We start from the raw sequence: 24029 nt of genomic DNA on the forward strand, positions 1-24029 counted from the left end.
CCTTCACTCGTCGGCGGTCACGGCCAGCCCGGCCAGCACGGCCCGCGCCAGCTCCGCCACGTGCGGCGGTTCGACCATGTCCCAGTGGTGGCCCGGAACCGGCGTCACCGTGAGCTCGCCGCGCGTGCGGGCGCGCCAGCTCTCCGGGCGCACCTCCGGGCGGCCCTTCACCGGGTGGGTGCCGGTGGAGGTGATGAGGTGGATGCCGGTGTCGACGACCGCGCGGCAGCGGTAGGCCTCGACCGCGTCCTTGCCGGCCAGGTAGACCCGGGCCATCTGCTCGACGACGGCGTTGCCCGCGACTTCGGAGACCATGCCGCGGTCGCGGGCCTCGGCGAGCATCTCGTCCAGCGTGTCGGCCGCCCCGGGTGCGAGTTTCAGGACGGCCTCGCCGAACCAGGCCAGCGGGTCGCTGGTGTCGATGTCGGGCAGGGGGTTGCCGTAGTCGTCGACGCCGAGGACGGTCGCGTCGATGACGCACAGGTGCTCGACCGCGCGGCCCGCGGCTTCCAGCTGCGCGGCCATTTCGAAGGCCACCGACCCGCCCTGCGACCAGCCGGCGAGCCGGATCGGCCGGTCCCCGGCGACCGGCAGGAGGTCGGCGACGAACGCCGCGGCCAGTTCCTCGATGGTGTGGACCGGGTCTTCGCCGGGTGCGAAGCCGGGGGCCTGCAGGCCGAACACCGGCAGCGCCGGGTCCAGCTCGGCGACCAGCTGCAGGTAGGGGAACGGGCTGCCCGCGGTGGGCGGCAGCAGGAACAGCGGCGCGACACCGGCGCGTCCCGGCGAGAGCGGGACGACCAGTCCCCCGCCGCTGTCCCCGGCGCGGATGTGGTCGGCCAGCGCCCGGACGGTCGGCGCGCGGAACACCTCGGCCAGTCCGACGGTGGCGCCCAGCTCGGCCTTGATCCGGTCGACCAGCACCACCGCGAGCAGCGAGTGGCCGCCGACCTCGAAGAAGCCGTCGGTGACCCCGACGCGGCGTCCCAGCAGGTCTTCCCAGAGCTTGGCCAGGGCCATCTCCAGCTCGTCGCGCGGCAGGACGCCGGACGTCGAGACCGGCTTGGTGTCCGGTGCGGGCAGGGCGACGCGGTCGATCTTGCCGTTCGAAGTAAGCGGCAAAGTGTCCAAAGTGGTCAGGGTCGACGGCACCATGTACTCCGGCAGCCGCTCGGCCAGGTGGGCCCGCAACGCATCGGCATCCACTGTGGACGGTGCGACGTAGCCGGCGAGGGCGCCGGCGCGGACCACGGCGACCGCTTCGGTGACGCCGGGGCCGCCGACCAGCGCGGCCTCGATCTCCCCCAGCTCGATGCGGTAGCCGCGGACCTTGACCTGGTGGTCGGTGCGGCCGACGAACTCCAGCCGCCCGTCCGGCAGGTACCGGGCCAGGTCCCCGCTGCGGTAGAGGCGGCCGGGGCCGAACGGGTTGGGCACGTACTTGGCCGCGGTCAGGCCCGGGCTGCCGGCGAAGCCGCGGGCGACCCCGGCGCCGCCGGCGTACAGCTCGCCGGTGACGCCGACCGGGACCGGGCGCAGGTGCTCGTCGAGCAGGTAGACCTCGGTGTTCCAGATCGGCCGCCCAACCGAGATCGGCGTGGTGACGCATTCGGCGGCGGGCAGCAGGTTGATCACGTTGGCCACCGACGTCTCGGTGTGGCCGTACTCGTTGGCCACGATGACTTCGGGTGCGTTCTCGCGCCAGAACTCCAGTGCCTCGGCGGTGAGCTGCTCGCCGCCGACGACCAGGTGCGCGGCCGCGGCCGCCGCCCCGGGCTCCAGACAGCGGCGCAGCGGTTCGAGGTGGGCCGGGGTGAGCTTGACGAAGCTGAACTTCCGGCCGCTGGACAGCACGTCCGCGAGCCCCGCGACCGGGTGCTCGTCCTCCGGCACCAGCGTCACCGTCGTGCCGCACAGCAGCGGCAGGAACAGCCCGGTGACGGTGAGGTCGAAGGCGAGCGAGGAGTGCACGGGCGCGCCGTCGCCCTCGTCGGCGCGGTAGGCCTGGCGGCACCAGTCGAGGTAGTGCAGCACCCCGCGGTGGCTGATCATCACGCCCTTGGGGCGGCCGGTGGAGCCGGAGGTGTAGATGACGTAGGCGAGGTTTTCCGGGTCGACGACCGGGTCGGCCCACGGCGCCGGGTCGTCGGCCACGGCCTCGTCCGCGAAGACGACGACGTCGCCGAGGTTCTCGTCGGCGTACCGGCGGGTGGTGACGAGCACGCGGGCGCCGGCCTGGCGGAGCATGTACTCCTTGCGGTCCTGCGGGTAGGCCGGGTCGAGCGGGATGTAGTGGCCGCCGGTCTTGAGGATGGCCAGCAGCACCGGCAGCAGCAGCGGCCCGCGTTCGCAGAGCACGCCGACCGGGGTTTCGACGCCGACGCCCTGGGCGCGCAGGCGCTGGGCCAGCCGGGTCGCGCGGGTCTCCAACTCGGCGTAGGTCAGCTCGACGGCGCCGCACCGGACGGCGATCGCGTCCGGGTTGGAAAGGGCCTGGTCGGCGATCCGGCCGTGCAGCGTGCCGCGCAGATAGGGCTCGGCGGTGGCGTTCCAGGTGTCCAGGAGCAGCGTGCGCTCGTCGGCACCGAGGATGTCGACTTCGGACAGTCGGGCGGCGGGGCGGGCGGCCAGCTCGGTGAAGAGGCGGACGAAGTGCTCGCCCATCCGCGCCATCCGGACCTGGTCGAACAGCGCCGTCGCGTACTCCAGCACGCCGGCCACGGAGCCGTCGGCCTGGCGGACGAAGGAGATCATCAGGTCGAACTTCGCCGTCGACGACTCCTGGTCCACGGAGGACACCGTGAGGTCGCCCAGCGCGCCTTCGCCTTCGGAGGCGTCGTAGACGGCGAACATCACCTGGACGACCGGGGTGTGCGCGAGGTCGCGTTCCGGGGCCAGTTCCTGGACGAGGCGTTCGAAGGGCAGGTCCTCGTGGGACTGGTCGGCCAGCCGCGCCACCTTGACGCGCTCGGCCAGCGTCGCGAAGTCCGGGTCGCCGGAGAGGTCGCCGCGGGCGACGACGGTGTTCACGAAGAACCCGACCATGTGCTCCAGCTCGGCCCGCGAACGGCCGGCGACGGGAGTGCCGACGGCGATGTCCTCACGGCCGGTGTGCCGGCCCAGCACGACGTACGCGGCGGCGAGCAGCGTCACGAACGGCGTCGCACCGACCGCTTTGCCCTGGTCGATCACGGCTACCGCCGCCGGCGCCGGGATGGTGAACCGGACCGACGCGCCGTGGTGGTCGCGAGTGGCCGGGCGCGGGCGGTCCGCGGGAAGTTCGAGGGTCTCCAGGCCGGCGAGCCGGTCCTTCCAGTAGGCCAGTGCCACTTCGTGGACGTCCGGCCGGGACTGTTCCCAGACGGCGAAGTCCGCATAGGACAGTTCGATCGGCGGCAGCTCGGCACCGGTGTAGAGCTTGCGCAGGTCGTCGAGCAGGACCGGCAGGGACCAGCCGTCGCAGGCGATGTGGTGGACGTTGAGCGCCAGCACGTGCCGTCGGGGCGTCTCACGGACCAGCATCGCCCGGAACACCGGGCCGGCGGCGAGGTCGAACGGGCGGCTCACGTACTCCGCCAGTACGGCGTCGACGTCGCCCTCGACCACCGGCAGCTCGACCGGGGCCGGGGCGCCGATGACCTGACGCGGCTTGTTGTCCTCGGCGACGTAGGTCGTGCGCAGGATCTCGTGGCGCGCCACCAGGGCGTCGAGGGCGCGCTGCAGGGCGTCGACGTCGAGGTCGCCGTCCAGGCGGAGCAGGAGCGGCACGGCGTACTCGGCGCTGTCCGGGTCGAGGCGGTCGAGGAACCACAGCCGCTGCTGGCCGGCCGAGAGCGGCAGCGGGACGTCGCGGTCGGCGCGGCCGAAGGTGCGGACCGGCGCGGTGGCCCGGCCGCGCAGCCGCCGGGCGAGCACCGCGGCCCGCAGCCGGGCGGCGCGATCGGTGTCGCCTCCGGCGTCCGTGCGGGTGTCGAACGTGGTCATGCGCTGGCCTCCTCGGAGAGGGAGTCGAGAAGCTCCTGCTCGGACATGCCGGCGAGCTCGGCCTCGATCTCGGTGTGGACCACCGCGGCGAGCGCGGTGACCGTGGTGGTCTGGAAGAGCACGGGCAGGGACAGGTCCACCCCGAACGCGGCCTGCAGCCGCATGCGGACCTTGGCGGCGAGCACGGAGTGCCCGCCCAGTGCGAAGAAGTCGTCGCCGAGCCCGACGCGGGGCACGCCGAGCACCTCGGCCCAGATGTCGGCGATCAGCTGCTCCTCGGGACTGCTGGGGGCGACGTAGTCCGCCGTCTCCTCGGCCGGTTCGGGCAGCGCGGCCCGGTCGAGCTTGCCGCTGGCGTTGACCGGCATGACGTCGAGCACGACGAACGCGGACGGCACCAGGTGCTCCGGCAGCCGTTGGACCAGGTCAGTGCGCAGATCGGCTGCTGTGATGTCGCCGACGACGTACGCGACCAGGCGTTTCTGCCCGGCCGGGTCCGGCTTGGCGAGCACGACCGCCGCGGTGAGCGCCGGGTGGGCCCGCAGCGCGGACTCGACTTCACCGAGTTCGATGCGGAAGCCGCGGATCTTGACCTGGTCGTCGGTCCGGCCCAGGAACTCGAGATTCCCGGCGCGGGTGCGGCGGACCAGGTCGCCGGTGCGGTACATCCGCCCTCCGGCCGGGTTGGCGACGAACCTGCTCGCGGTGAGCCCCGGACGCCCGAAGTACCCGCGGGCCAGACCCGGGCCGGCGACGTACAGCTCGCCCGCGACGCCTGGTGGCACCGGCTGGAGCCGGTCGTCCAGCACGTACGCCTGGGTGTGCTTGAGCGCACCGCCGATGGTCACCTGCTGTCCCGGCACCAGGGGTTCGCTGACCGTCGAGACGACCGTGGCTTCGGTCGGGCCGTACATGTTCAGCATCCGACGGCCCGGCGCCCACTTCGCGACCAGCTCGGGCGGGCAGACGTCGCCGCCGACGACGACCGTGCGGAAGTCCGGCAGATCCGGGTCCTCCACTGTGGCCAGTGCCGCGGGCGGGATCAGCGCGTGAGTGACGCGCCCTTCGGCGAGGACGTCCCGCAGCTGGTCCCCCAGCAGCGGCCCCGGCGGGGTGACGACCAGCGCGGCTCCGGTCATCAGGGAGGCGCAGAGTTCGAGGACCGAGGCGTCGAAGCTGGGTGACACGTACTGCAGGACCCGGTCGCCGGGGCCGACCTGGTAGGCGTCGACGGTGTTGGCCACCAGCGTGCCGAGGCCGGCGTGGCTGACGACGACGCCCTTCGGCCGTCCGGTGGAGCCCGACGTGTAGATCACGTACGCCGCGTTCTCCGGCTCGACCCCGACGTCCAGCGGGCTGTCGTCCATTGTGGACTCCGGCAGCTCCCGGAGGGTGAGCACCGGGTCGGCGTCGTCGAGCATGTAGCGGATGCGCTCCTCCGGGTAGCTCGGGTCGACCGGCAGGAACGCGGCTCCGGTCTTGACGACCGCGAGCTGCGCGACGACCAGGTCGGCCGAACGCGGCAGCAGCAGCGCGACCACCGTCTCCGGCGCGGCACCGCGAGCCCGCAGGACGCGGGCCACGCGGTTGGCCGCCTTGTCCAGTTCGCCGTAGGTCAGCGAGTCCGGTCCGGCCAGCACGGCCGGGGCGTCCGGATCACGTCGCACCTGAGCTTCGACCAGCCCCGCGAACGTCCCGCCGGGGGCGGTGCCGTCGAGCGGGGTGACCTCGGCCGCGTCGAGCATCGCGATGCGGTCCACCGGGCGCCGCGGATCGGCGGCGAACCCGGTCAGCAGCCGGACGTAGCGCTCGGCGAACGCGGCGACCGTCTCCTCGTCGAAGAGCGCGACGGGGTATTCGAGGACGCCGTCGACCGCGCCGGTGGGCTGCTCGCGCAGCACCATGGCGAGGTCGAACTTGGCCGCGCCCGTCTCGATGCCGAGGGGCTCGCAGTCGAGGTCGCCGAGTTCCCAGCCGCCTTCGGAGACCGTCTGCAGCGCGAACATCAGCTGCACCAAAGGGTTGCGGCTGGGGTCACGCTCGGGCCGGAGTTCGGCGACGACCCGGTCGAACGGGACTTCCTGGTGGCTGAAGGAGTTCAGCGCCGTCTCGCGGACGCGCTCCACGAGCTCGGTGAAACCGGGCGAGCCCGTCAGGTCCGCGCGCAGGGCGAGCGTGTTGACGAACTGGCCGATCAGCCGCTCGGTGTCCGGGTGGTCGCGGCCGGCGACCGGGCTGCCGATCGCGAACTCGCGCAGTCCGGTGTGGCGGGAGACGAGGACCTGGAATCCGGCGAGCAGCGTCATGAACAGGCTGGCCCGGGCTTCCGCGCCCAGCTCGCCGAGCCGGGTGGCCAGCTCCGCCGGGACGCTGAACTCGTACCGCGCGCCCCGCGGGTCGCGCACCGCCGGCCGGGGCCGGTCGGCAGGCAGCTGCACGACCTGGGGCACGCCGGCGAGCTGCGTCCGCCAGAACTCGACGTCCGCTTCGGTGGGCTGGGACCAGGTCGCGACGTCGGCGTACTGCACCGGCAGCGGCGCCAGGTCGACGCCTGCGTAGAGGTCGCGCAGTTCCTCGGCGAGGATGCCTTCGGACCAGCCGTCGAGCACGATGTGGTGCGCCGACAACACCAGCACGTGGTCGTGCTCGGCCAGGCGTCCGAGCGCCGCCGAGAACACCGGCCCGGTGGCGAGGTCGATGGGCCGCGCCTCCAGGACCTGCGCCACCTCGTCGATGTCGGTGACCGGCAGTGGGACCGGCCCGGCCGGGTCGACGACCTGCTTGGGCTCGCCGTCCAGCTCCACGAACCGGGTCCGCAGGATCTCGTGCCGCTCGACCAGCTTCGTCAGGGCGGCGGCGAGCGCGTCGACGTCCAGGGTGCCGCGCAGCCCGACGGCGTTGGGCACCAGGTATTCCGCGCTCGACGGCGCCATCCGGTCGGCCAGCCACATGCCGACCTGCACCCCCGCGAGGGGCGCGGGGCCGGCCGGCCGCTTCGGGATGGCCTGGAACTCGCGGTGGGTGGCGCGGGTGACGGCGTCGGCGAGTTCCGCGACCGTGGGCGAGTCGAAGATCAGCCGGATCGGGATGTCGGCCGAGAGCCGCTTGCGCAGCTCGGCGACCACCCGCACGCCCAGCAGGGAGTGCCCGCCCAGGTCGAAGAAGTTGTCGTCCGCGCCGACCCGCTCGACGCCGAGCACGCTCTGCAGCACCTCGGCGACCAGCTCCGCGACCGGCCCTTCCGGGGCCCGGTACTCCGCGCCGGCCGCGGCCGGCGCGGGCAGCGCCTTGCGGTCGATCTTGCCGCTGGTGGTGGTCGGGAACTCCGGCAGCACGCTCAGCGCCGTCGGCACGAGGTAGACGGGCAGCCGTTCGCGCAGCTGCTCACGGACCTCGGCCTCGGTGAGCGTGACGCCGGCCTGCGCGGTGACGTACCCGGCGAGGCGCTTGTCCCCCGGCGACGGCTGCCACACCGTCACGGCCGCCTCCCGGACACCCGGCAGCTCCAGGAGCACCTGCTCGACCTCGCCGGGCTCGACGCGGATGCCGCGGATCTTGACCTGCGAGTCTTGCCGGCCGAGGAAGGTCAACGCGCCGTCGGGGGTGCGCAGGCCGCGGTCGCCGGTGCGGTAGAGCCGCTCGCCGGGGACGAACGGGCTGGCCAGGAACGCCGCCGCCGTCTTGCCCGGGTTGCCGAGGTAACCGCGCGCCAGGCCGACACCGCCGATGAACAGGTCACCGGGGACGCCGACCGGGACCGGCCGGAAGTGCTCGTCGAGGACGTGGATCTGGTTGTTCGCGATCGGCGAGCCGACGCTCACCGAGCCCGCGCCGTCGAGGTCGGACCGGAGGCACTCGCGCATGGTCGAGTCGATCGACACCTCGGTGGCGCCCCACTGGTTGTGCAGGGTCGCGTTCTCGCCCAGCCGGTCGAAGAACAGCTTCAGCAGCTCCGGCTGGAGCGCCTCGCCGCTGGTGATGACGTTGCGCAGCGGCTTGAGGGCCGCGCGGTCGGCCGGGGTCAGCTGCTCCAGGAAGAGCGTCAGCATGCTGGGCACGAACTGCAGGTTCGACACCTGGTGCTTGACGGCGCCGGCCAGGATCGCGGCCGGGTCGCGGTGCAGGCCCGGCGGGATCAGCGCGACCCGGCCGCCGACGATGAGCGGCCACAGGCATTCCACGGCCGCGTCGTCGAACACCAGGGTCGTCTTCTGCAGGACGCCCTCGCCCGGCTGGAGGCGGTAGGTGTCCTGGTGCCAGCGCAGCCGGTTGACCCAACCGCGGTGGGTGCTGGCGACGCCCTTCGGCTTCCCGGTGGAGCCGGAGGTGTAGTAGATCGAGACCAGGTTGTCCGGGTGGGTGGTGTCGACCAGTTCGGGCCCTTCTCCGTCCAAACCGGACACTTCGAGGAAGGTGACCTCGCTGCTTTCCGGCGTCGGCGCTCCGGCGTTGACCAGGCAGACCGGTGAGTGGGCGTCGCCGAGGATGCCGAGGACGCGCGGTTCGGGGGCGTCGGTCTCGATCGGGACGAACGCGCCGCCGGCCTTGAGGATCGCGACCAGGCCGACGATCAGGTCGATCGAGCGGTCCATCCGCAGCCCGACCGGGACGTCCGGGCCGACACCGCGCTCGGCCAGCCGGGCGGCGAGAACTCCGGCCCGGCGTTCCAGCTCGGCGTAGTCGATGTGCTCGTCCAGGTACTCGACGGCTGTCGCATCTGGCGTCTTGCGGGCTTGCGCGGTGATGAGCTGGTGCAGGCAGACGTCCTCGTCGTAGGCGACTTCCGTGTTGTTGACGCCGTTGATCAGGTGCTCACGTTCGGTGGTGCTGAGGAGGTCCAGCTCGCCGACCGGGGTCTCGGGCGCGTCGGCGATCCGCTGCAGGAGCGTCGTGAAGTGGCCGGCCAGTCGCTCGATCGTCGTCGTGTCGAACAGGGCCGTCGGGTACTCGAAGATGCCGGTCAGCGCGCCGTCGGCGTCCTGGGCGAGGGCGAGTTCGAGGTCGAACTTGCTGACCCGGGTGTCGACGGCCAGCCGCTCGACGTCCAGACCGGGTAGGGCCCACCCGGCTTCGTCGTTGTTCTGCAGCGCGAACACGATCTGCACCAGCGGGGTGCGGGTGAGGTCGCGCTGCGGGCGCAGCAGTTCGACGATCCGGTCGAAGGGGACGTCGTCGTGGTCGAACGCGGCCAGCGTGCCGGTGCGGACGCGGGTCAGCAGCTCGGTGAAGGCCGGGTCGCCGGTCAGGTCCGCGCGCAGCGGCACGGTGTTGACGAAGTGCCCGACCAGCGGCTCGGTCTGCGGGTGGCTGCGGCCGGACACCGGGGTGCCGATCGCGAAGTCCCGCATGGCCGTGTAGCGGCCGATGAGCACCTCGAACGCGGCCAGCACGGTCATGAAGAGGCTCGCGCCGTGCCCGGCACCCAGTGTCGCCAGCTTGCCGACGACCTCCGCGGGCACGTGCACCGGCGTCTTGGCGCCAGCGATGTCCCGCACGAGAGGCCGCGGGCGATCGGCGGGCAGTTCCGCGACGTGCGGCATCCCGTCGAGAGCCTCCCGCCAGAAGGCGAGCCCGGCTTCGTCGGACGCGGCGGCCTGCCACGCGGCGACGTCGCCGAACTGCACCGGCAGCGTGGCCGGGCGGATCCCGGCGTAGTGGTCGCGCAGCTCGGCGGCCAGGACGCCCATGGACCAGCCGTCGGCGACGATGTGGTGCAAGCACAGGACGAGCACGTGGTCGGTGGCCGACACCCGGCCGAGCGCGGCCCGGAACACCGGACCGTGCTCGATGTCGAGCGGAATGTCCACCTGAGACCGGACGAACGCCTCGACGTCGGTCACGTCGGTGACCGGGAGCGGCATCGGCCGCACCGCGTCGACGACCTGCACGGGCTCGCCATCGACTTCGACGAACCGGCTGCGCAGCACCTCGTGTCGCGCCACCAGCGCCGACAGCGCGCCGGTGAGCGCCTCGACGTCGAGGTCACCCTCGATCCGCAGGGCCAGCGGGACCAGGTACTCGGCGGACCCCGGCGCCAGCCGTTCGGCGAACCAGAGGCCACGCTGCACCGGCGACAGCGGCGTACGAGCGGAGCGGTCACGAGCCAGGATCGGCTCGAAGTCCACTGTGGACGCTTCCGGCACCAGCCGGGCAAGGGACGCGATCGTGGGCGCTTCGAACAGTGCCCGCACACCCAGCCGGACGCCGAACTCGGTGCGCATCCGGCCGGTCACCTTCGCCGCCAGCAGCGAGTGTCCACCGAGGGCGAAGAAGTTGTCCTCCACACCCGGTTCGGGGATGCCGAGGACGTCGGCCCAGATCGCGGCCAGCGTGCTTTCGGTGGACGTCCGGGGCGCGACGTGCCCGGTGCTGACCAGCCGAGGCGCGGGCAGGGCCGGGCGGTCGAGCTTGCCGTTGGCCGTGCGGGGCAGTTCTTCCAGGGGCACGATCGCCGACGGGACCAGGTGGTCCGGCAACTGCGCGGCGGCGTACTCCGCGACCGCGGCCGGGTCGGCGGTGCCGACGACGTAGGCGACCAGGAGCCCGTCGCGAGCCACGACCGCGGCCTGCGTGACGCCTTCGAACCGGGCCAGCACGGCCTGGACTTCGCCGGGTTCGACGCGGAAGCCGCGGATCTTGACCTGGTCGTCGGCGCGGCCGGCGTACTCCAGCACGCCGTCGCCGTTCCACCGGGCGAGGTCGCCGGTGCGGTACAGCCGCTCCCCCGCGCCGAACGGGTTCGCGACGAACCGCTCGGCGGTGGCGCCGGGCTGCCCGAGGTACCCGTGGGCGGTGCCGACGCCGGCCAGGTACAGCTCGCCGGCCACACCGGTGGGCACCGGCTGAAGGAGGGCGTCGAGGACGTAGGCGTGCTTGCCGGTGAGCGGCCGCCCGATCGGAACCGGCCCGTCGACCGCCGTCACCACGTGGAAGGTGCTGAAGCCCATGGTCTCAGCCGGGCCGTACCCGTTGATCACGGCGACCTGCGGGTACTGGCGCAGCACCTTCGCCAGGTGCGCGGGTGACGCCGCTTCACCGCCGGTCATCGCGCGGCGGACCGTCTCGAACACCGCCGGGTGCTCGTCGAGCAGGAAGTTGAACAGGCTCGCCGAGACGTCCAGGACCGTGACGTCGTGCGCCACGACCAGGTCCTCGATCAGGGCCGGGTCGGGACGCTGGCCGGGCTGGAGAACGACCTTGCCGCCGGCCATCAGCGGGCCGAGCAGCTGGGTGCCGAAGGCGTCCCACGAGACCGGCGCGCACTGCAGCCAGACGTCGTCCGGGCCGAACCCGGCGTAGTCCTGGCCGGTCAGCGTGCCGACGACGGCCCGGTGCGGGGCCGCGACGGCCTTGGGCACGCCGGTGGAGCCGGAGGTGAACATGACGACGGCGAGGTCGTCCGGGCTGCCGGGCAGGCCGAGGACACCGCCGTCGCGGACGGCGATCGCGGCCGCGTCGGCCGCGACGTCGATCCGGCGCCAGGGCAGGTCACGTCCGTCGGTGAGGACGAGCGCGGCCGACGTCCGGCGCAGCGCCCCGACCAGGCGTTCGGCCGGGAAGTCCGGGTCGAGCACGGTGTAGGCGGCGCCGGCCTTGAGGACGGCGAGCAGCGCGACGGCCAGCCGCGGGCCGCGTCCGATGTGGACCCCGACGAGGTCGCCGTGGCGGACGCCCTCGGCGATCAGGTGCCGGGCGAGGCGGTTGGCTTCGGTGTCGAGGGCGCCGTAGGTGACGTCCGCGCCTTCGAAGACGAGCGCGGTCGCGTCCGGCGTCCACGCGGCCTGCCGCTCGACCAGCTCGTGCAGCCGCATCGCGGGGGCCGTCGTCGTGGTCGTGCCCTGGGCCAGGAGAGCCGCGCGCTCGTCCGCGGTGAGCAGGTCCAACGCCGTCACCGGGACGTCCGGAGCGGACACGGCGGCCGTCAGGAACCGGGCGAACCGGGCCGCGATCGACTCCGCCGTCGAGGCGTCGAACAGGTCGGCCGCGTACTCCAGCTGGCCGGTCAGACCGCCCGGGGTGCCATCGGCGGCGCGGTTCTCCTCGATACCGGCGGTCAGGTCGAACTTCGCGACGTCCCGCTGGACCGCGACGCCTTCTGCGGACAGACCGGGCAGCCGCAGTTCGCCGGCGACGTTGTTCTGCAGCACCAGCATCACCTGGAACAGCGGGTGCCGCGCCGCCGACCGGGCCGGGTTGAGCTCTTCGACGACCCGCTCGAACGGGACGTCGGCGTGCGCCAGCGCGGCGAGACCGGTGTCGCGGACGCGGTCCAGGAGCTGCCGGAACGTCGGCTGCCCGGAGACGTCGGTGCGCAGCACCAGGGTGTTGACGAAGAACCCGGCCAGGTCGTCGAGCGCGGTGTCGCCGCGGCCGGCGACGACGGCGCCGAGCGGGACGTCGTCCCCGGCGCCGAGCCGCGACAGCAGTGCGGCGAACCCGGCCTGCAGGGCCATGAACAGCGTCGCTCCGCTGCCCCGGGCCAGGTCGGCCAGGGCCGCGTGGACGTCGGCGCCGAGCGCGAAGTCCACGGCCCCGCCGCGGTGGGTCGCGACAGCCGGGCGCACCCGGTCCGCGGGCAGAGCCACCTCTTCAGGGGCGCCGGCGAGCGTCTCGCGCCAGAACCCGATTTGCCCGGCCAGCTCGGTTTCGTCGAGGACTTCGCGCTGCCAGAGCGTGTAGTCCGCGTACTGGACCGGCAACGGCGCCCACGTCGGCGCCTGCCCGGTGACGCGGGCGGCGTAGGCCGTGGACAGGTCACGCAGCATCGGCGCGGCGGACCAGCCGTCACTGGCGATGTGGTGCAGGACCAGCAGCAGGACGTGATCGTCGGCGGCGATCTCGACGAGGTGGGCCCGCAGTGGCAGCTCCGTCCGCAGGTCGAAGACGTGCGACGCGGCCGCCGAGAGCACCCCCGGCAGTTCGTCCTCGGTGGACTGCGTGATCGTCCACGGCACCGAAGGCGCGGTCAGGATCTCCTGCCACGGCTCGCCCTCGTGCGACGGGAAGACCGTGCGCAGGGCTTCGTGCCGCTCGACGACATCGGCCAACGCTGCCCGCAGCGCGGCGACGTCGAGGGTGCCACGCAGCCGCAGGGCACGGGGGACGTCGTAGCCGGCGTTGGCTTCCTCGGCCTGGTCGACGAACCACAGCCGTTGCTGCGCGAACGACAGCGGCAGCCGTTCGGGACGCTCGCGGCGGGTCACCGGCGGCCGCGCCGGGGCGGCGTCCCCGAGCACTTCGGCGAGGCCCGCGACGGCCGGGGTCCGGAACAGGTCGCGGATGCCCAGCTCGACGCCGAGGACCGCGCGGACGCGGCCGATCAGCCGGGCGGCCAGCAGCGAGTGGCCGCCGAGGTCGAAGAACCCGTCGTCGACGCCGACCTCGGCCAGCCCGAGCACCTCGGCGAAAAGTCCACAGAGGACGTTCTCGGTGACGGTCCGCGGGCGCCGGGACGACGTCGCCGCGAACTCCGGTGCCGGCAGCGCACGGCGGTCGAGCTTGCCGTTGGCCGTCCGGGGCAGCTCGGCCAGGGGCACGATCGCCGAGGGCACCAGGTAGTCCGGCAGCCGCTCGCCCACGTAGGCCCGCAGCGCAGCGGGTTCGGCGTCGCCGACGACGTAGCCGATGAGCCGGCCGTCGCGGACGATCACGGCGGCCTGCTCGACGCCGTCGTGGCGGGCCAGCACGGCCTGCACCTCGCCGGGCTCGACGCGGAAGCCGCGGACCTTGACCTGGTCGTCGGCGCGGCCGACGTACTCCAGCACGCCCTCGGCGTTCCAGCGGACCAGGTCGCCGGTGCGGTACATCCGCTCGCCGGCGTTGAACGGGTCGGCCACGAACCGCTCGGCCGTCGCGCCGGGCAGGCCGCGGTAGCCGTCGGCGAGACCGTGGCCCGCGAGGTACAGCTCACCCGTGACGCCGGGGGCGGCCAGGGCGAGGTGCGTGTCGAGGACGTAGGCGCGCTTGCTCGCGACCGGGCGGCCGATCGGGATGGCCGGGCCGCCGAGGTCGGCGGCGGTGATCGGGTGGAACGTCGTGTAGCCCATGCTCTCGGCCGGGCCGTAGCCGTTGATCAGCGCGACGTCCGGGTACTCGCGCAGCGCCTTGGTCACGTGGGCGACGGACGCCGGCTCGCCGCCGGTCATCGCCCGGCGCAGCACGCCGAAGACCTGGGGCTCCTGGTCGAGCAGGTAGTTGAACAGGCTCGCCGAAGCGTGCAGCACGGTGACGCCGTGCTCGACGACCAGCGCGGCGATCTTCTCGGGCTCGGGGTTCTGGCCGGGCTGCAGGACCGTGCGGCCGCCGTAGAGCAGCGCGCCGAACAGCTGCAGCGCGAAGCCGTCCCACGACACCGGCGCGCACTGGAGCCACACCTGACCGGCGTCGAAGGGCGCGTAGCCCTGGCCCATCGTGGCGACAACCCCGCGGTGCGACGTCGCGACACCCTTGGGCACGCCGGTCGAGCCGGAGGTGAACATGACACACGCCAGGTCGGCCGGGGTCAGCTCGACGTCCGGGTTGGTGGTGTCCGGGTGGCTCGGCACGGTCGTCAGGATCCGCGTCACGCGGGCCTGCTCGGTGACGGCGGCGAGGCGCTCGGCCGGGTAGCTCGGGTCGAGCAGGGTGTAGGCGGCGCCGGACTTGAGCACGCCGAGCACGGTGACGGCGAAGTCGAAGCCGCGGTCCAGCAGGACACCGACGACCTCGCCGCGCTGGACGCCGTCGTCGAGGAGGTGGTGGGCGACCTGGTTGGCGCGAGCGTTCAGCTCGCCGTACGTCATCGCGGAGCCGTCGAACAGGATCGCGACGGCGTCGGAGTCCTGTCGTTCGACGATGGTGTGCAGGCAGTCCTCGGGCGTGGCGCTCACCTGGACGGCGTTGCCCGAAGCCAGCACGAGGTCGCGGTCGGCGGCCGTGAGCACGTCGAACGCCGCGACCGAGGTCGTGGGCGCGTCGGCGATCTGCTCCAGCAGCCGGACGAACGCGTCGGCCAGCCGCTCGGCGGTGGCGGCGTCGAACAACGCGGTCGCGTACTCGAAGGCGCCGGTGATCCCCCCACCGTTGCCGTGCTCCTCCAGCGCGGCGGTGAGGTCGAACTTGGCCACCGCGCGGGTCACCTCGTACGGCTCGACGTCCACACCGGACAGTTCGGGCGCGGCACTGTCCTGCTGCAGCACCAGCATCACCTGGAACAGCGGGTGCCGCGCCGCCGACCGGGCCGGGTTCAGCTCCTCGACCAGGCGCTCGAACGGGACGTCGTCGTGCTCGAACGCGCTCAGGTCGGCTTCCCGGACGCGGTCCAGCAGCTCGGTGAACGCCGGCGCGCCGCTCACGTCGGTCCGCAGCACCAGGGTGTTGACGAAGAACCCGACCAGATCGTCCAGCGCCGGGTCGGTGCGGCCGGCGACCGGGGTGCCGATCGGGACGTCGTCGCCGGCGCCGAAGCGCGCCAGCAGCGTGGCGAGGGCGGCCTGCAGCACCATGAACAGGGTCGCGCGCCGCCCGGCCGCCAGCTCCAGGAGCCGCGCGTGCAGCTCGGCCGGGATCGTGACGGCCGCGGCCCCGCCGGCGTGGTCCGCGGTGGCGGGCCGGCCGCGGTCGTAGGGCAGGGCCAGTTCCTCGGGCAGACCGGCCAGGGCGTCCGTCCAATACGCGACGTCGCTGTCGAGTTCTCGTTGCCACAGCGTGTAGTCCGCGTACTGCACGGGCAGCGGCACCCACTCCGGAGCGCGCCCGTCGAGCCGGGCTGCGTAGGCGTCGGCCAGGTCACGCAGCAACACCGGGATCGACCAGCCGTCCCCGGCGATGTGGTGGGTCAGCACGAGCAGGATGTGCTCGCCGCCCTCGCTGAACAGCCACGAGCGCACCGGCGGCGCGGCGGCCAGGTCGAACGGGGTGCGCGCGGCGTCGGCGACCGAGCCGGTGCCGATCTCGAACGGGACCTGGAAAGAGTCGAGGATCACCTGGTGCGGGCCGGCCTCGTCTTCGGCGTAGTAGGTGCGGAGGGACTCGTGGCGACCGGCCACATCGGACAGTGCGGCGGCGAGGGCGGAAGCGTCGACGTCGCCGCGCAGGCGCAGGGCGATCGGCATGTGGTAGGCCGTGTCGTCGGCGTCGAGGCGGGCGAGGAACCAGAGACGCTCCTGGCCCGGGGCCAGCGGCAGCCGCTCCGGCCGGGTCCGCGAGGTGATGGCCGGGCGCGCCACGACAGCGTCACCGAGGCTTTCGCTCAGCCCCGCCACGGTCGGGTTCGCGAACAGGGCCCGCACGGTGACGTCGAGGCCGAGCGTCGTCCGGATCCGGCCGGCGAGCCGGGTGGCGAGCAGCGAATGCCCGCCCAGGTCGAAGAAGCCGTCGTCGATCCCGACCTCGGGCACGCCGAGCACGTCGGCGAACAATGCACACAGCGCGTGCTCGCGGGCGGTCCGCGGCACCCGGCCGGTGGTGGTCTCCACGGCCGGCGCGGGCAGGGCCTTGCGGTCGAGCTTGCCGTTCGGGGTCCGCGGCAGCTCGTCGAGCAGCACGAACGCCGAGGGCACCATGTACGCGGGCAGGGCGGCCGCGACGTGCCGGCGGAGCGTCTCGACATCGGCGGTGCCCACGACGTAGGCGACCAGGCGCTTGTCACCGGGCCGGTCCTCCCGGACGACGACGGCGCGCAGCGCGACCTCGGGGTGGGTGGCCAGCACGGCCTCGATCTCGCCCAGCTCGATGCGGAAGCCGCGGATCTTGACCTGGTGGTCGACGCGGCCGAGGAACCGGATCTCGCCGTCGCGGCGGCGGGCGACCAGGTCGCCGGTGCGGTACATCCGCTCCCCGGTGGCGAAGGGGTTGGCGACGAACCGGTCGGCGGTCAGGTCCGGACGGCCGAGGTAGCCGCGCACGACGCCGTCACCGGCGATGTACAGCTCCCCCGGCACGCCCGGCGGCACCGGCCGCAGCGCGCGGTCCAGGACGTAGACCTGGGTGTTGGCGATCGCGGTGCCGATGGTCGGCGAGCCCGCGCCGACGCGGGCGGTGGTGGACCAGATGGTCGTCTCGGTGGGGCCGTACATGTTGGTGACCGACGCGGCCCGCGCCCGCAGCGCGACGGCGAGGTCGTCGGGCAGGGCTTCGCCGCCGACGAGGACGTGCACGGCGGTCAGGTCGACGGGTTCGGCCAGCAGGGCGTGCCAGAGACTGGGCGTGGCCTGCATGATCGTGACGCCGTCCTCGGCGAGGGTCGCCAGGGCGCGGGTGTCGCGGACGGTGTCGCGGCCGGCGAGCACGACGGTCGCCCCGGCCAGCAGGGGCGCGAAGATCTCCAGCCCGGCGATGTCGAACCCGACCGTGGTGACGGCGAGCAGGCGGTCGCCGTGCGTGATGCCGAATCGATCGACCATGTCCAGCAGGAAGTTCAGCAGCGGCCGGCGCGGGACGACGACACCTTTGGGACGGCCGGTCGAGCCGGACGTGAAGATCACGTACGCCGGGCTGTCCGGGGAGGCGGGGTGCGCGGGGTTGCACGCCGTCCCGATCTCCGCGTCGGTCAGGAGGACGTGGCGTGCCGGGTCGCCGGGCACCGCGCCCACCTCGGTCACGAGCACCAGGGCCGGGTCGGCGTCCTCGAGCATCGCGGCGAGCCGGTCGGCCGGGTAGTCGAGGTCGAGTGCGAGGTAACCGGCGCCGGTTTTGAGGACGGCGAGCATCGCGACGATCAGCTTCTCGTCGCGCGGCAGGGCCAGGGCGACGTACCGCTCGGGTCCGGCGCCCCGCTCGGCGAGGTGGTGCGCGAGCCCGTTGGCCTGGGCGTTCAGTTCGCCGTAGGTCAGCTTCGCGGCACCGAACTCCAACGCCGGCGCGTCCGGGGTGCGGGCGGCCTGGGCTTCGAACAGCTCGATCACCGAGGTGTCCGGCAGCGGCACGGTGGTCTCGTCGTTCGCCGCGGTGAGGGCGGTGGCTTCCGCCGGGGACAGCAGGTCCACTGTGGACAGCGGGGCCGCGGGAGCGTTGACGGCGGCCGTGAGGAGCCGGACGAAGCGGTCGGCGAGGTCGGCCGCGGTGCCCGGGTCGACCAGGTCGGTCGCGTACTCGAGGTAGCCGCCGATCCCGGCCGGCGCGCCGGCCGCGGCGGTGTTCTCCTCCAGGTTGAGGGTGAGGTCGAACTTCGCGGTCGAGGTGGCCACCGGGACGTCCGACGCGGTCGTGCCGGGCAGCGCGAGGTTGGCCGCGACGTTGTTCTGCAGCGCCAGCATCACCTGGAACAGCGGGTGCCGGGCAGTCGAGCGAGCGGGGTTGAGGCGTTCGACGACGCGCTCGAAGGGGACGTCGGCGTGGTCGAACGCCCTGAGGGCGGCTTCCCGGACCCGGCTTACCAGCTCGGTGAAGCTCGGGTCGCCGGAGAGGTCCGTGCGCAGCACGAGGGTGTTGACGAAGAAGCCGACGAGGTCGTCGAGCGCGGCGTCCGGGCGTCCGGCCGAGGGGGTGCCGACCGCGACGTCGTCGCCGGCGCCGAGGCGGGACAGCAGCGCGGCGAACCCGGCCTGCAGCACCATGAACAGCGTCGCGTGCTCGCCGCGGGCGACGTCGAGGAGGCGGGCGTGCAGGTCCGCGTCCAGGGTCACCGGGAGGGCGGCGCCGCGGTGGGTCGCGACCGGCGGGCGCGGGTGGTCGAAGGGCAGGGTGATCTCGTCGGGCAGGCCGGCGAGGGCACCGGCCCAGTAGTCGGCCGAGTCGTCGGCCAGGTCCTGCTGCCACAGCGCGAAGTCCGCGTACTGCACCGGCAGTGGCGCCCAGCCGGGGGCTTCCCCAGTGGCGCGGGCGGCGTAGGCAGTGGACAGGTCGCGCAGCAGCGGGGCGAGGGACCAGCCGTCGCTCGCGATGTGGTGGGTGACGATGACCAGGACGTGGTCTTCGTCGGCGTGGCGCAGCAGCGCGGCCCGCACCGGCAGGTCGGCGGCCAGGTCGAACGCACGCGAGGCGAACTCGTCGACGTCCGCCACGTCCTCGGCCCAGGGCAGCTCGGTGAGCGGCCGGATCTCTTGGCGGGGGACGCCGTCGGTGTCCGGGAACACCGTCCGCAGCGACTCGTGGCGCTCGACGACGTCGGCGAACGCGGCCCGCAGCGCCGGGACGTCGAGCGGGCCGATCAGGCGCAGGGCCCGCGGCACGTTGTAGGCGGCGCCGGCGGCGTCGAGCTGCTCGACGAACCACAGGCTGCGCTGCGCCGACGAGAGCGGCAGCACCTCCGGGCGCGGGCGGGTGGTGATGGCCGGGCGGGCGGCGCGGGCGGTGTCGAGCACCGTGGCCAGCGCGGCCACGGTCGGGGCGCGGAAGACGTCCGCGACGCCGATCCGGGCACCCAGCACCGCACCGATCCGGGCGACAAGCCGCGCGGCCAGCAGGGAGTGGCCGCCGAGGGTGAAGAACCCGTCGTCGACCCCGACGGTTTCGACGCCGAGGACGTCGGCGAAGAGCCCGCAGAGCACTTCTTCACGCGGGGTGCGCGGCGCGCGGCGCGTGCTCGTGCGCTCGGGGGCGGGCAGGGCGCGGTGGTCGAGCTTTCCGTTGGGCGTCAAGGGAAGTGCGGGCAGCAGCACGAACGCCGACGGCACGAGGTGCTCGGGCAGCCGCTCGGCCAGGTACCCGCGGAAGTCGGCCGGCGAGCCGACGACGTAGGCGACCAGGAGCTTCTGGCCCGGCCGGTCCTCGCGGACGACGACGGCGGATCCGGTGACGGCCGGGTGGGTGCCGAGCGCGGTCCGGATCTCCTCCGGTTCGACGCGGAATCCGCGGATCTTGACCTGCTCGTCGGCGCGGCCGATGTACTCCAGGGTGCCGTCGGCGCGGCGACGCACGAGGTCGCCGGTGCGGTACATCCGCTCCCCCGCCGCGAACGGGCTCGCGATGAACCGGACGGCGGTGAGGTCGGGGCGGCCGACGTAGCCGTCGGCGATGCCGGCGCCCGCGGCGTACAGCTCGCCGACGACGCCGGGCGCGACGGGCCGCAGCCGCTCGTCCAGGACGTAGGCGCGCTTGCCGTGCAGCGGCACGCCGATCGGGATGGGCGCGCCCGTGAGGTCGGCCGCCGTGACGCGGTGGCCGCTGACGAAGATCATGTTCTCGACCGGGCCGTAGGCGTTGGTGACCGTGAGGTCCGGGAACGCCGTCAGGGCCTTGGTGATGTGCGTGACCGAGGCGACCTCGCCGCCGGTGTAGACGTCGCTGACCTGCGTGAACACTGCCGGGTACTCGTCGAGCAGGAAGTTCAGCAGGCTGGCGGAGGCGAACATCGTGGTGACGCCGTGGCGCTCGACCAGGTCGGCGATGAGCGCGGGCTCGGGCTTCGGGCCGGGCTGCAGCACGCAGGCGGCGCCGGTGAGCAGCGCGCCGAACAGCTCGAACGCGAAGGCGTCCCAGGAGATCGGCGCGGTCTGCAGCCAGACGGCACCGCCGTAACCCTGGCCGAGGATCGTCGTGGCGACGGCCTCGTGCGAAGCGACAACACCCTTCGGCGTGCCGGTGGAGCCCGAGGTGAACATGACGCAGGCCGGGCCGGTGACGGGCACGGCGAGTCCGCGGCCCGTCGCGATCGGGACCACTGTGGACAGATCGTCGAGCACCAGCGGCGCGTCGACCTGCTCGGCCAGCAGCTGGCGGCGTTCGGCGGGGAACGACGGGTCGAGCAGGGTGTAGCCGCAGCCGGCCTTGAGCACGCCGAGGATCGCGGCGACGAGGTCCGGGCCGCGATCGAGGCAGATCGCGACGATCCGGCCGGCCGGGATGTCCGTCAGGAGCGCGGCGACGCCGTTGGCGCGGGCGTCCAGCTCGGCGTAGGTGACGACCTCGTCCTCGAACAGCAGCGCGGTGCGGTCGGGCGTGTGGCGGGCGTGGCCTTCGACAACCTCATGCAGCGTGACGCTCGTGGCGGCGGGCCGCGTCATGCCGCCCGCGACGGCCTGGGCGGTCTCGGTGGCGTCGAGCAGGTCGAGGTCGCGGATCCGGACGTCCGGCGTCGCGGCGACGGTGGCCAGGACACGCAGCAGCCGGGTGGCCAGCGTGGCCGCGGTGGCGCGGTCGAACAGATCGCTCGCGTACTCCAGCAGGCCGGTCAGTTCGCCGTCGCGTTCCTCGAAGATCGCGGCCAGGTCGAACTTCGCGTAGCCGATGTCGACGCGCTCGCCCGTCGCACGCACCCCGGGCAGGTCCAGTTCGGCGGCGAGGTTGTTCTGCAGCACCAGCAGGACCTGGAACAGCGGGTGGCGCCCGAGCGAGCGGGCCGGGTTCAGCTCCTCGACGACCCGGTCGAACGGCACCTCGGAGTGCTCGAACGCGGCCAGGCAGGTCTCGCGGGCCCGGCCGAGCAGCTCGCGGAACGTCGGGTCGCCGCTCGTCTCGGTGCGCAGCACGACGGTGTTGACGAAGAACCCGACCAGGTCGTCGAGGGCGGCATCACCCCGCCCGGCGACCGGTGAGCCGACCGGGACGTCGTCGCCGGCGCCGAGGCGGGTCAGCAGTGCGGCGAAGGCGGCCTGAAGGACCATGAACAGCGTCGCGCCGGACTCGGCGGCCAGCTCGGTGAGCTTGGCGCGCACCTCGCCGGGAACGTCCATCGGGACGACACCACCGCGGTGGCTCGCCACCGGCGGGCGGGGCCGGTCGGTGGGCAGCGGCAGTTCCTCGGGCAGGCCGGCAAGCGTGTCACGCCAGTACGCGAGGTCGTTGTCGACGGGCAGTTCCTGTTGCCACAGCGTGTAGTCCGCGTACTGGACGGGCAGCGGTGCCCACGCCGGGACTTCGTGGCGAGTGCGGGCGGTGTAGGCCTCGCCGACCTGGCGCAGCAGCGGCGCCATCGACCAGCCGTCGCAGGCGATGTGGTGCACGACCAGCAGCAGCACCGACCCGCCCGTGGTCAGCGTGAACAAGGCGGCGCGGATCGGGAGTTCGCGGCCGAGGTCGAAGCCCTCTTCGGTGGCGGCGCGCAGATCGGTGGCGAGCGTGTCCTCAGTGGACTCCGCGAACGTCCACGAGACGTCGCCGGCGGGCCGGATCTGCTGCACGGGCTCGTCGCCGTGGCTGACGAACACCGTGCGGAGGGCTTCGTGGCGGGCGACGACGTCGGCGACGGCGAGGCGCAGCACGCCGGTGTCGACCGGGCCGTCGAGGCGGACGGCCTGCGGGACGTGGTAGCCGGCGTTCCAGGTGTCGGCCTGGTCGAGGAACCACAACCGGCGCTGGGCCGACGACAGCGGCATCGGCTCGGGACGCCGGCGCGGGGTCAGCGGCAGGCGGGCGGGCGCGGCGGTTTCGAGGAGTTCGGCCAGCTCGGCGGGGGTCGGCGCGCGGAAGACGTCGCCGATCGCGGCCTCGACGCCCAGCGTCGCGCGGATCCCGGAGACGAGCTTCGCGGCGAGCAGCGAGTGCCCGCCGAGGGTGAGGAAGCCGTCGTCGATGCCGACGCCGTCCACGCCGAGGATCTCGGAGAACAGCGTGCACAGCGCGGCTTCCCGCGAGGTGCGCGGGGCGCGGCCGGTGCGGGACGCGGTCCAGTCCGGGGCGGGCAGGGCCTTGCGGTCGAGCTTGCCGCTCGGGGTCAGCGGCAGTTCGGTGAGCACGACGAACGCGGCGGGCACCATGTACTCGGGCAGGTCCGCGGCCAGGGCGGTCCGCAGGGCCTCGACGTCCGGGGTGACGCCGTCGGGGACGACGTAGCCGACGAGGCGCTGGTCGCCTTTGCGGTCTTCGCGGGCCAGGACGCAGGAGCCGCCGACGCCGGGCTGGCGGTCGAGCACGGACTCGATCTCGCCCAGCTCGACGCGCAGGCCGCGGATCTTGACCTGGTGGTCGGTGCGGCCGAGGTAGAGCAGGGCGCCGTCGTCGGTCCAGCGGGCGAGGTCGCCGGTGCGGTACATCCGCTCCCCCGGCGTGAACGGGTTCGCGATGAACCGTTCGGCGGTCAGGCCGGGCCGGCGGTGGTAGCCGCGGGCCAGCTGAATCCCCGCGAGGTACAGCTCACCGGCGTCGCCGGGCGCGACCGGCCGCAGCTGCGCGTCCAAGACATAAGTCTGCGTGTTCCACACGGGCCGGCCGATCGGGACCGGGCCGCCGTCGGCGCGGCACGCCCAGGACGTGACGTCGACGGAGGCTTCGGTGGGGCCGTAGAGGTTGTGCAGCTCGACGCCGGGCAGGGTGTCGAAGAACCGGGCCTGCAGTTCGGCGGGCAGGGCTTCGCCGCTGCACAGCACGCGGCGCAGGCCGGTGCAGGCGGCCGCGGCCGGGTCGAGCAGGAACGCCTGCAGCATCGACGGGACGAAGTGCAGGGTCGTGATGCGTTCGGCGCGGATCAGCTGGGCCAGGTAGGCGGGGTCGCGGTGGCCGCCGGGGCGCGCGACGACGAGCGTGGCGCCGGTCAGCAGCGGCCAGAAGAACTCCCAGACCGAGACGTCGAAGCTGGACGGCGTCTTCTGCAGCACGCGGTCGGCGGCGGTGAGGCCGTACTCGGCCTGCGTCCAGGCGAGCCGGTTGACGATCCCCTCGTGCGGCACCAGCACGCCCTTGGGGCGGCCGGTCGAGCCGGAGGTGTAGATGGCGTAGGCGAGATCCTGCGGAGTCGTCGTGGTTTCCGGCTCGGTGGCCGGGAACGCGGCGAGGTCGGCGTCGTCGAGGAAGCTCTGGGTCAGGACGACGGGGGCGGCGCTGTCGGCGACCATGAAGGCCAGCCGGTCGGCCGGGTAGTCCGGGTCGAGCGGGACGTAGGCGCCGCCGGCCTTGAGCACCGCCAGCAGGGCGACGACCAGGTCGAGGGAGCGGTCGACGCAGACGCCGGTGAGGACGCCGGGGCCGACGCCGCGGCCGATCAGGAGGTGGGCGAGCCGGTTGGCCCGCTCGTGGAGGGCGCGGTAGGTGAGGGTTTCGCCCTCGAAGACCAGCGCCGTCGCGTCCGGGGTGCGGGCCGCCTGCTCGGTGAGCAGCCGGGTGAGCGTGCGGCCCGCCTCCGGGACGTCGGTGGTGGTGTCGTTCCAGGCCGCCAGCAGCTGCCGGGTGTCGTGCTTCACGTAGATCAGCTC

General features: G+C 73.5%; 1 protein-coding gene and 1 pseudogene. Both read right to left on the minus strand.

The genetic code is table 11. The annotated features are described in order from the left end of the window. Positions 1–3: 3 nt before the first annotated feature. The gene (locus tag OHS18_RS06230; protein ID WP_328616280.1) at positions 4–3984 is read right to left on the minus strand and encodes a non-ribosomal peptide synthetase; all 3981 of its coding nucleotides are present in this window, start codon (positions 3982–3984) and stop codon (positions 4–6) included. After that, positions 3981–24017 (minus strand): annotated as a pseudogene (locus OHS18_RS06235) (non-ribosomal peptide synthase/polyketide synthase); the annotation flags it as partial. The gene OHS18_RS06230 and the pseudogene OHS18_RS06235, both read right to left, overlap by 4 nt. Between the last annotated feature and the right edge of the window lie 12 nt (positions 24018–24029).

Source organism: Amycolatopsis sp. NBC_00355 (assembly GCF_036104975.1).
Taxonomy (GTDB): domain Bacteria; phylum Actinomycetota; class Actinomycetes; order Mycobacteriales; family Pseudonocardiaceae; genus Amycolatopsis.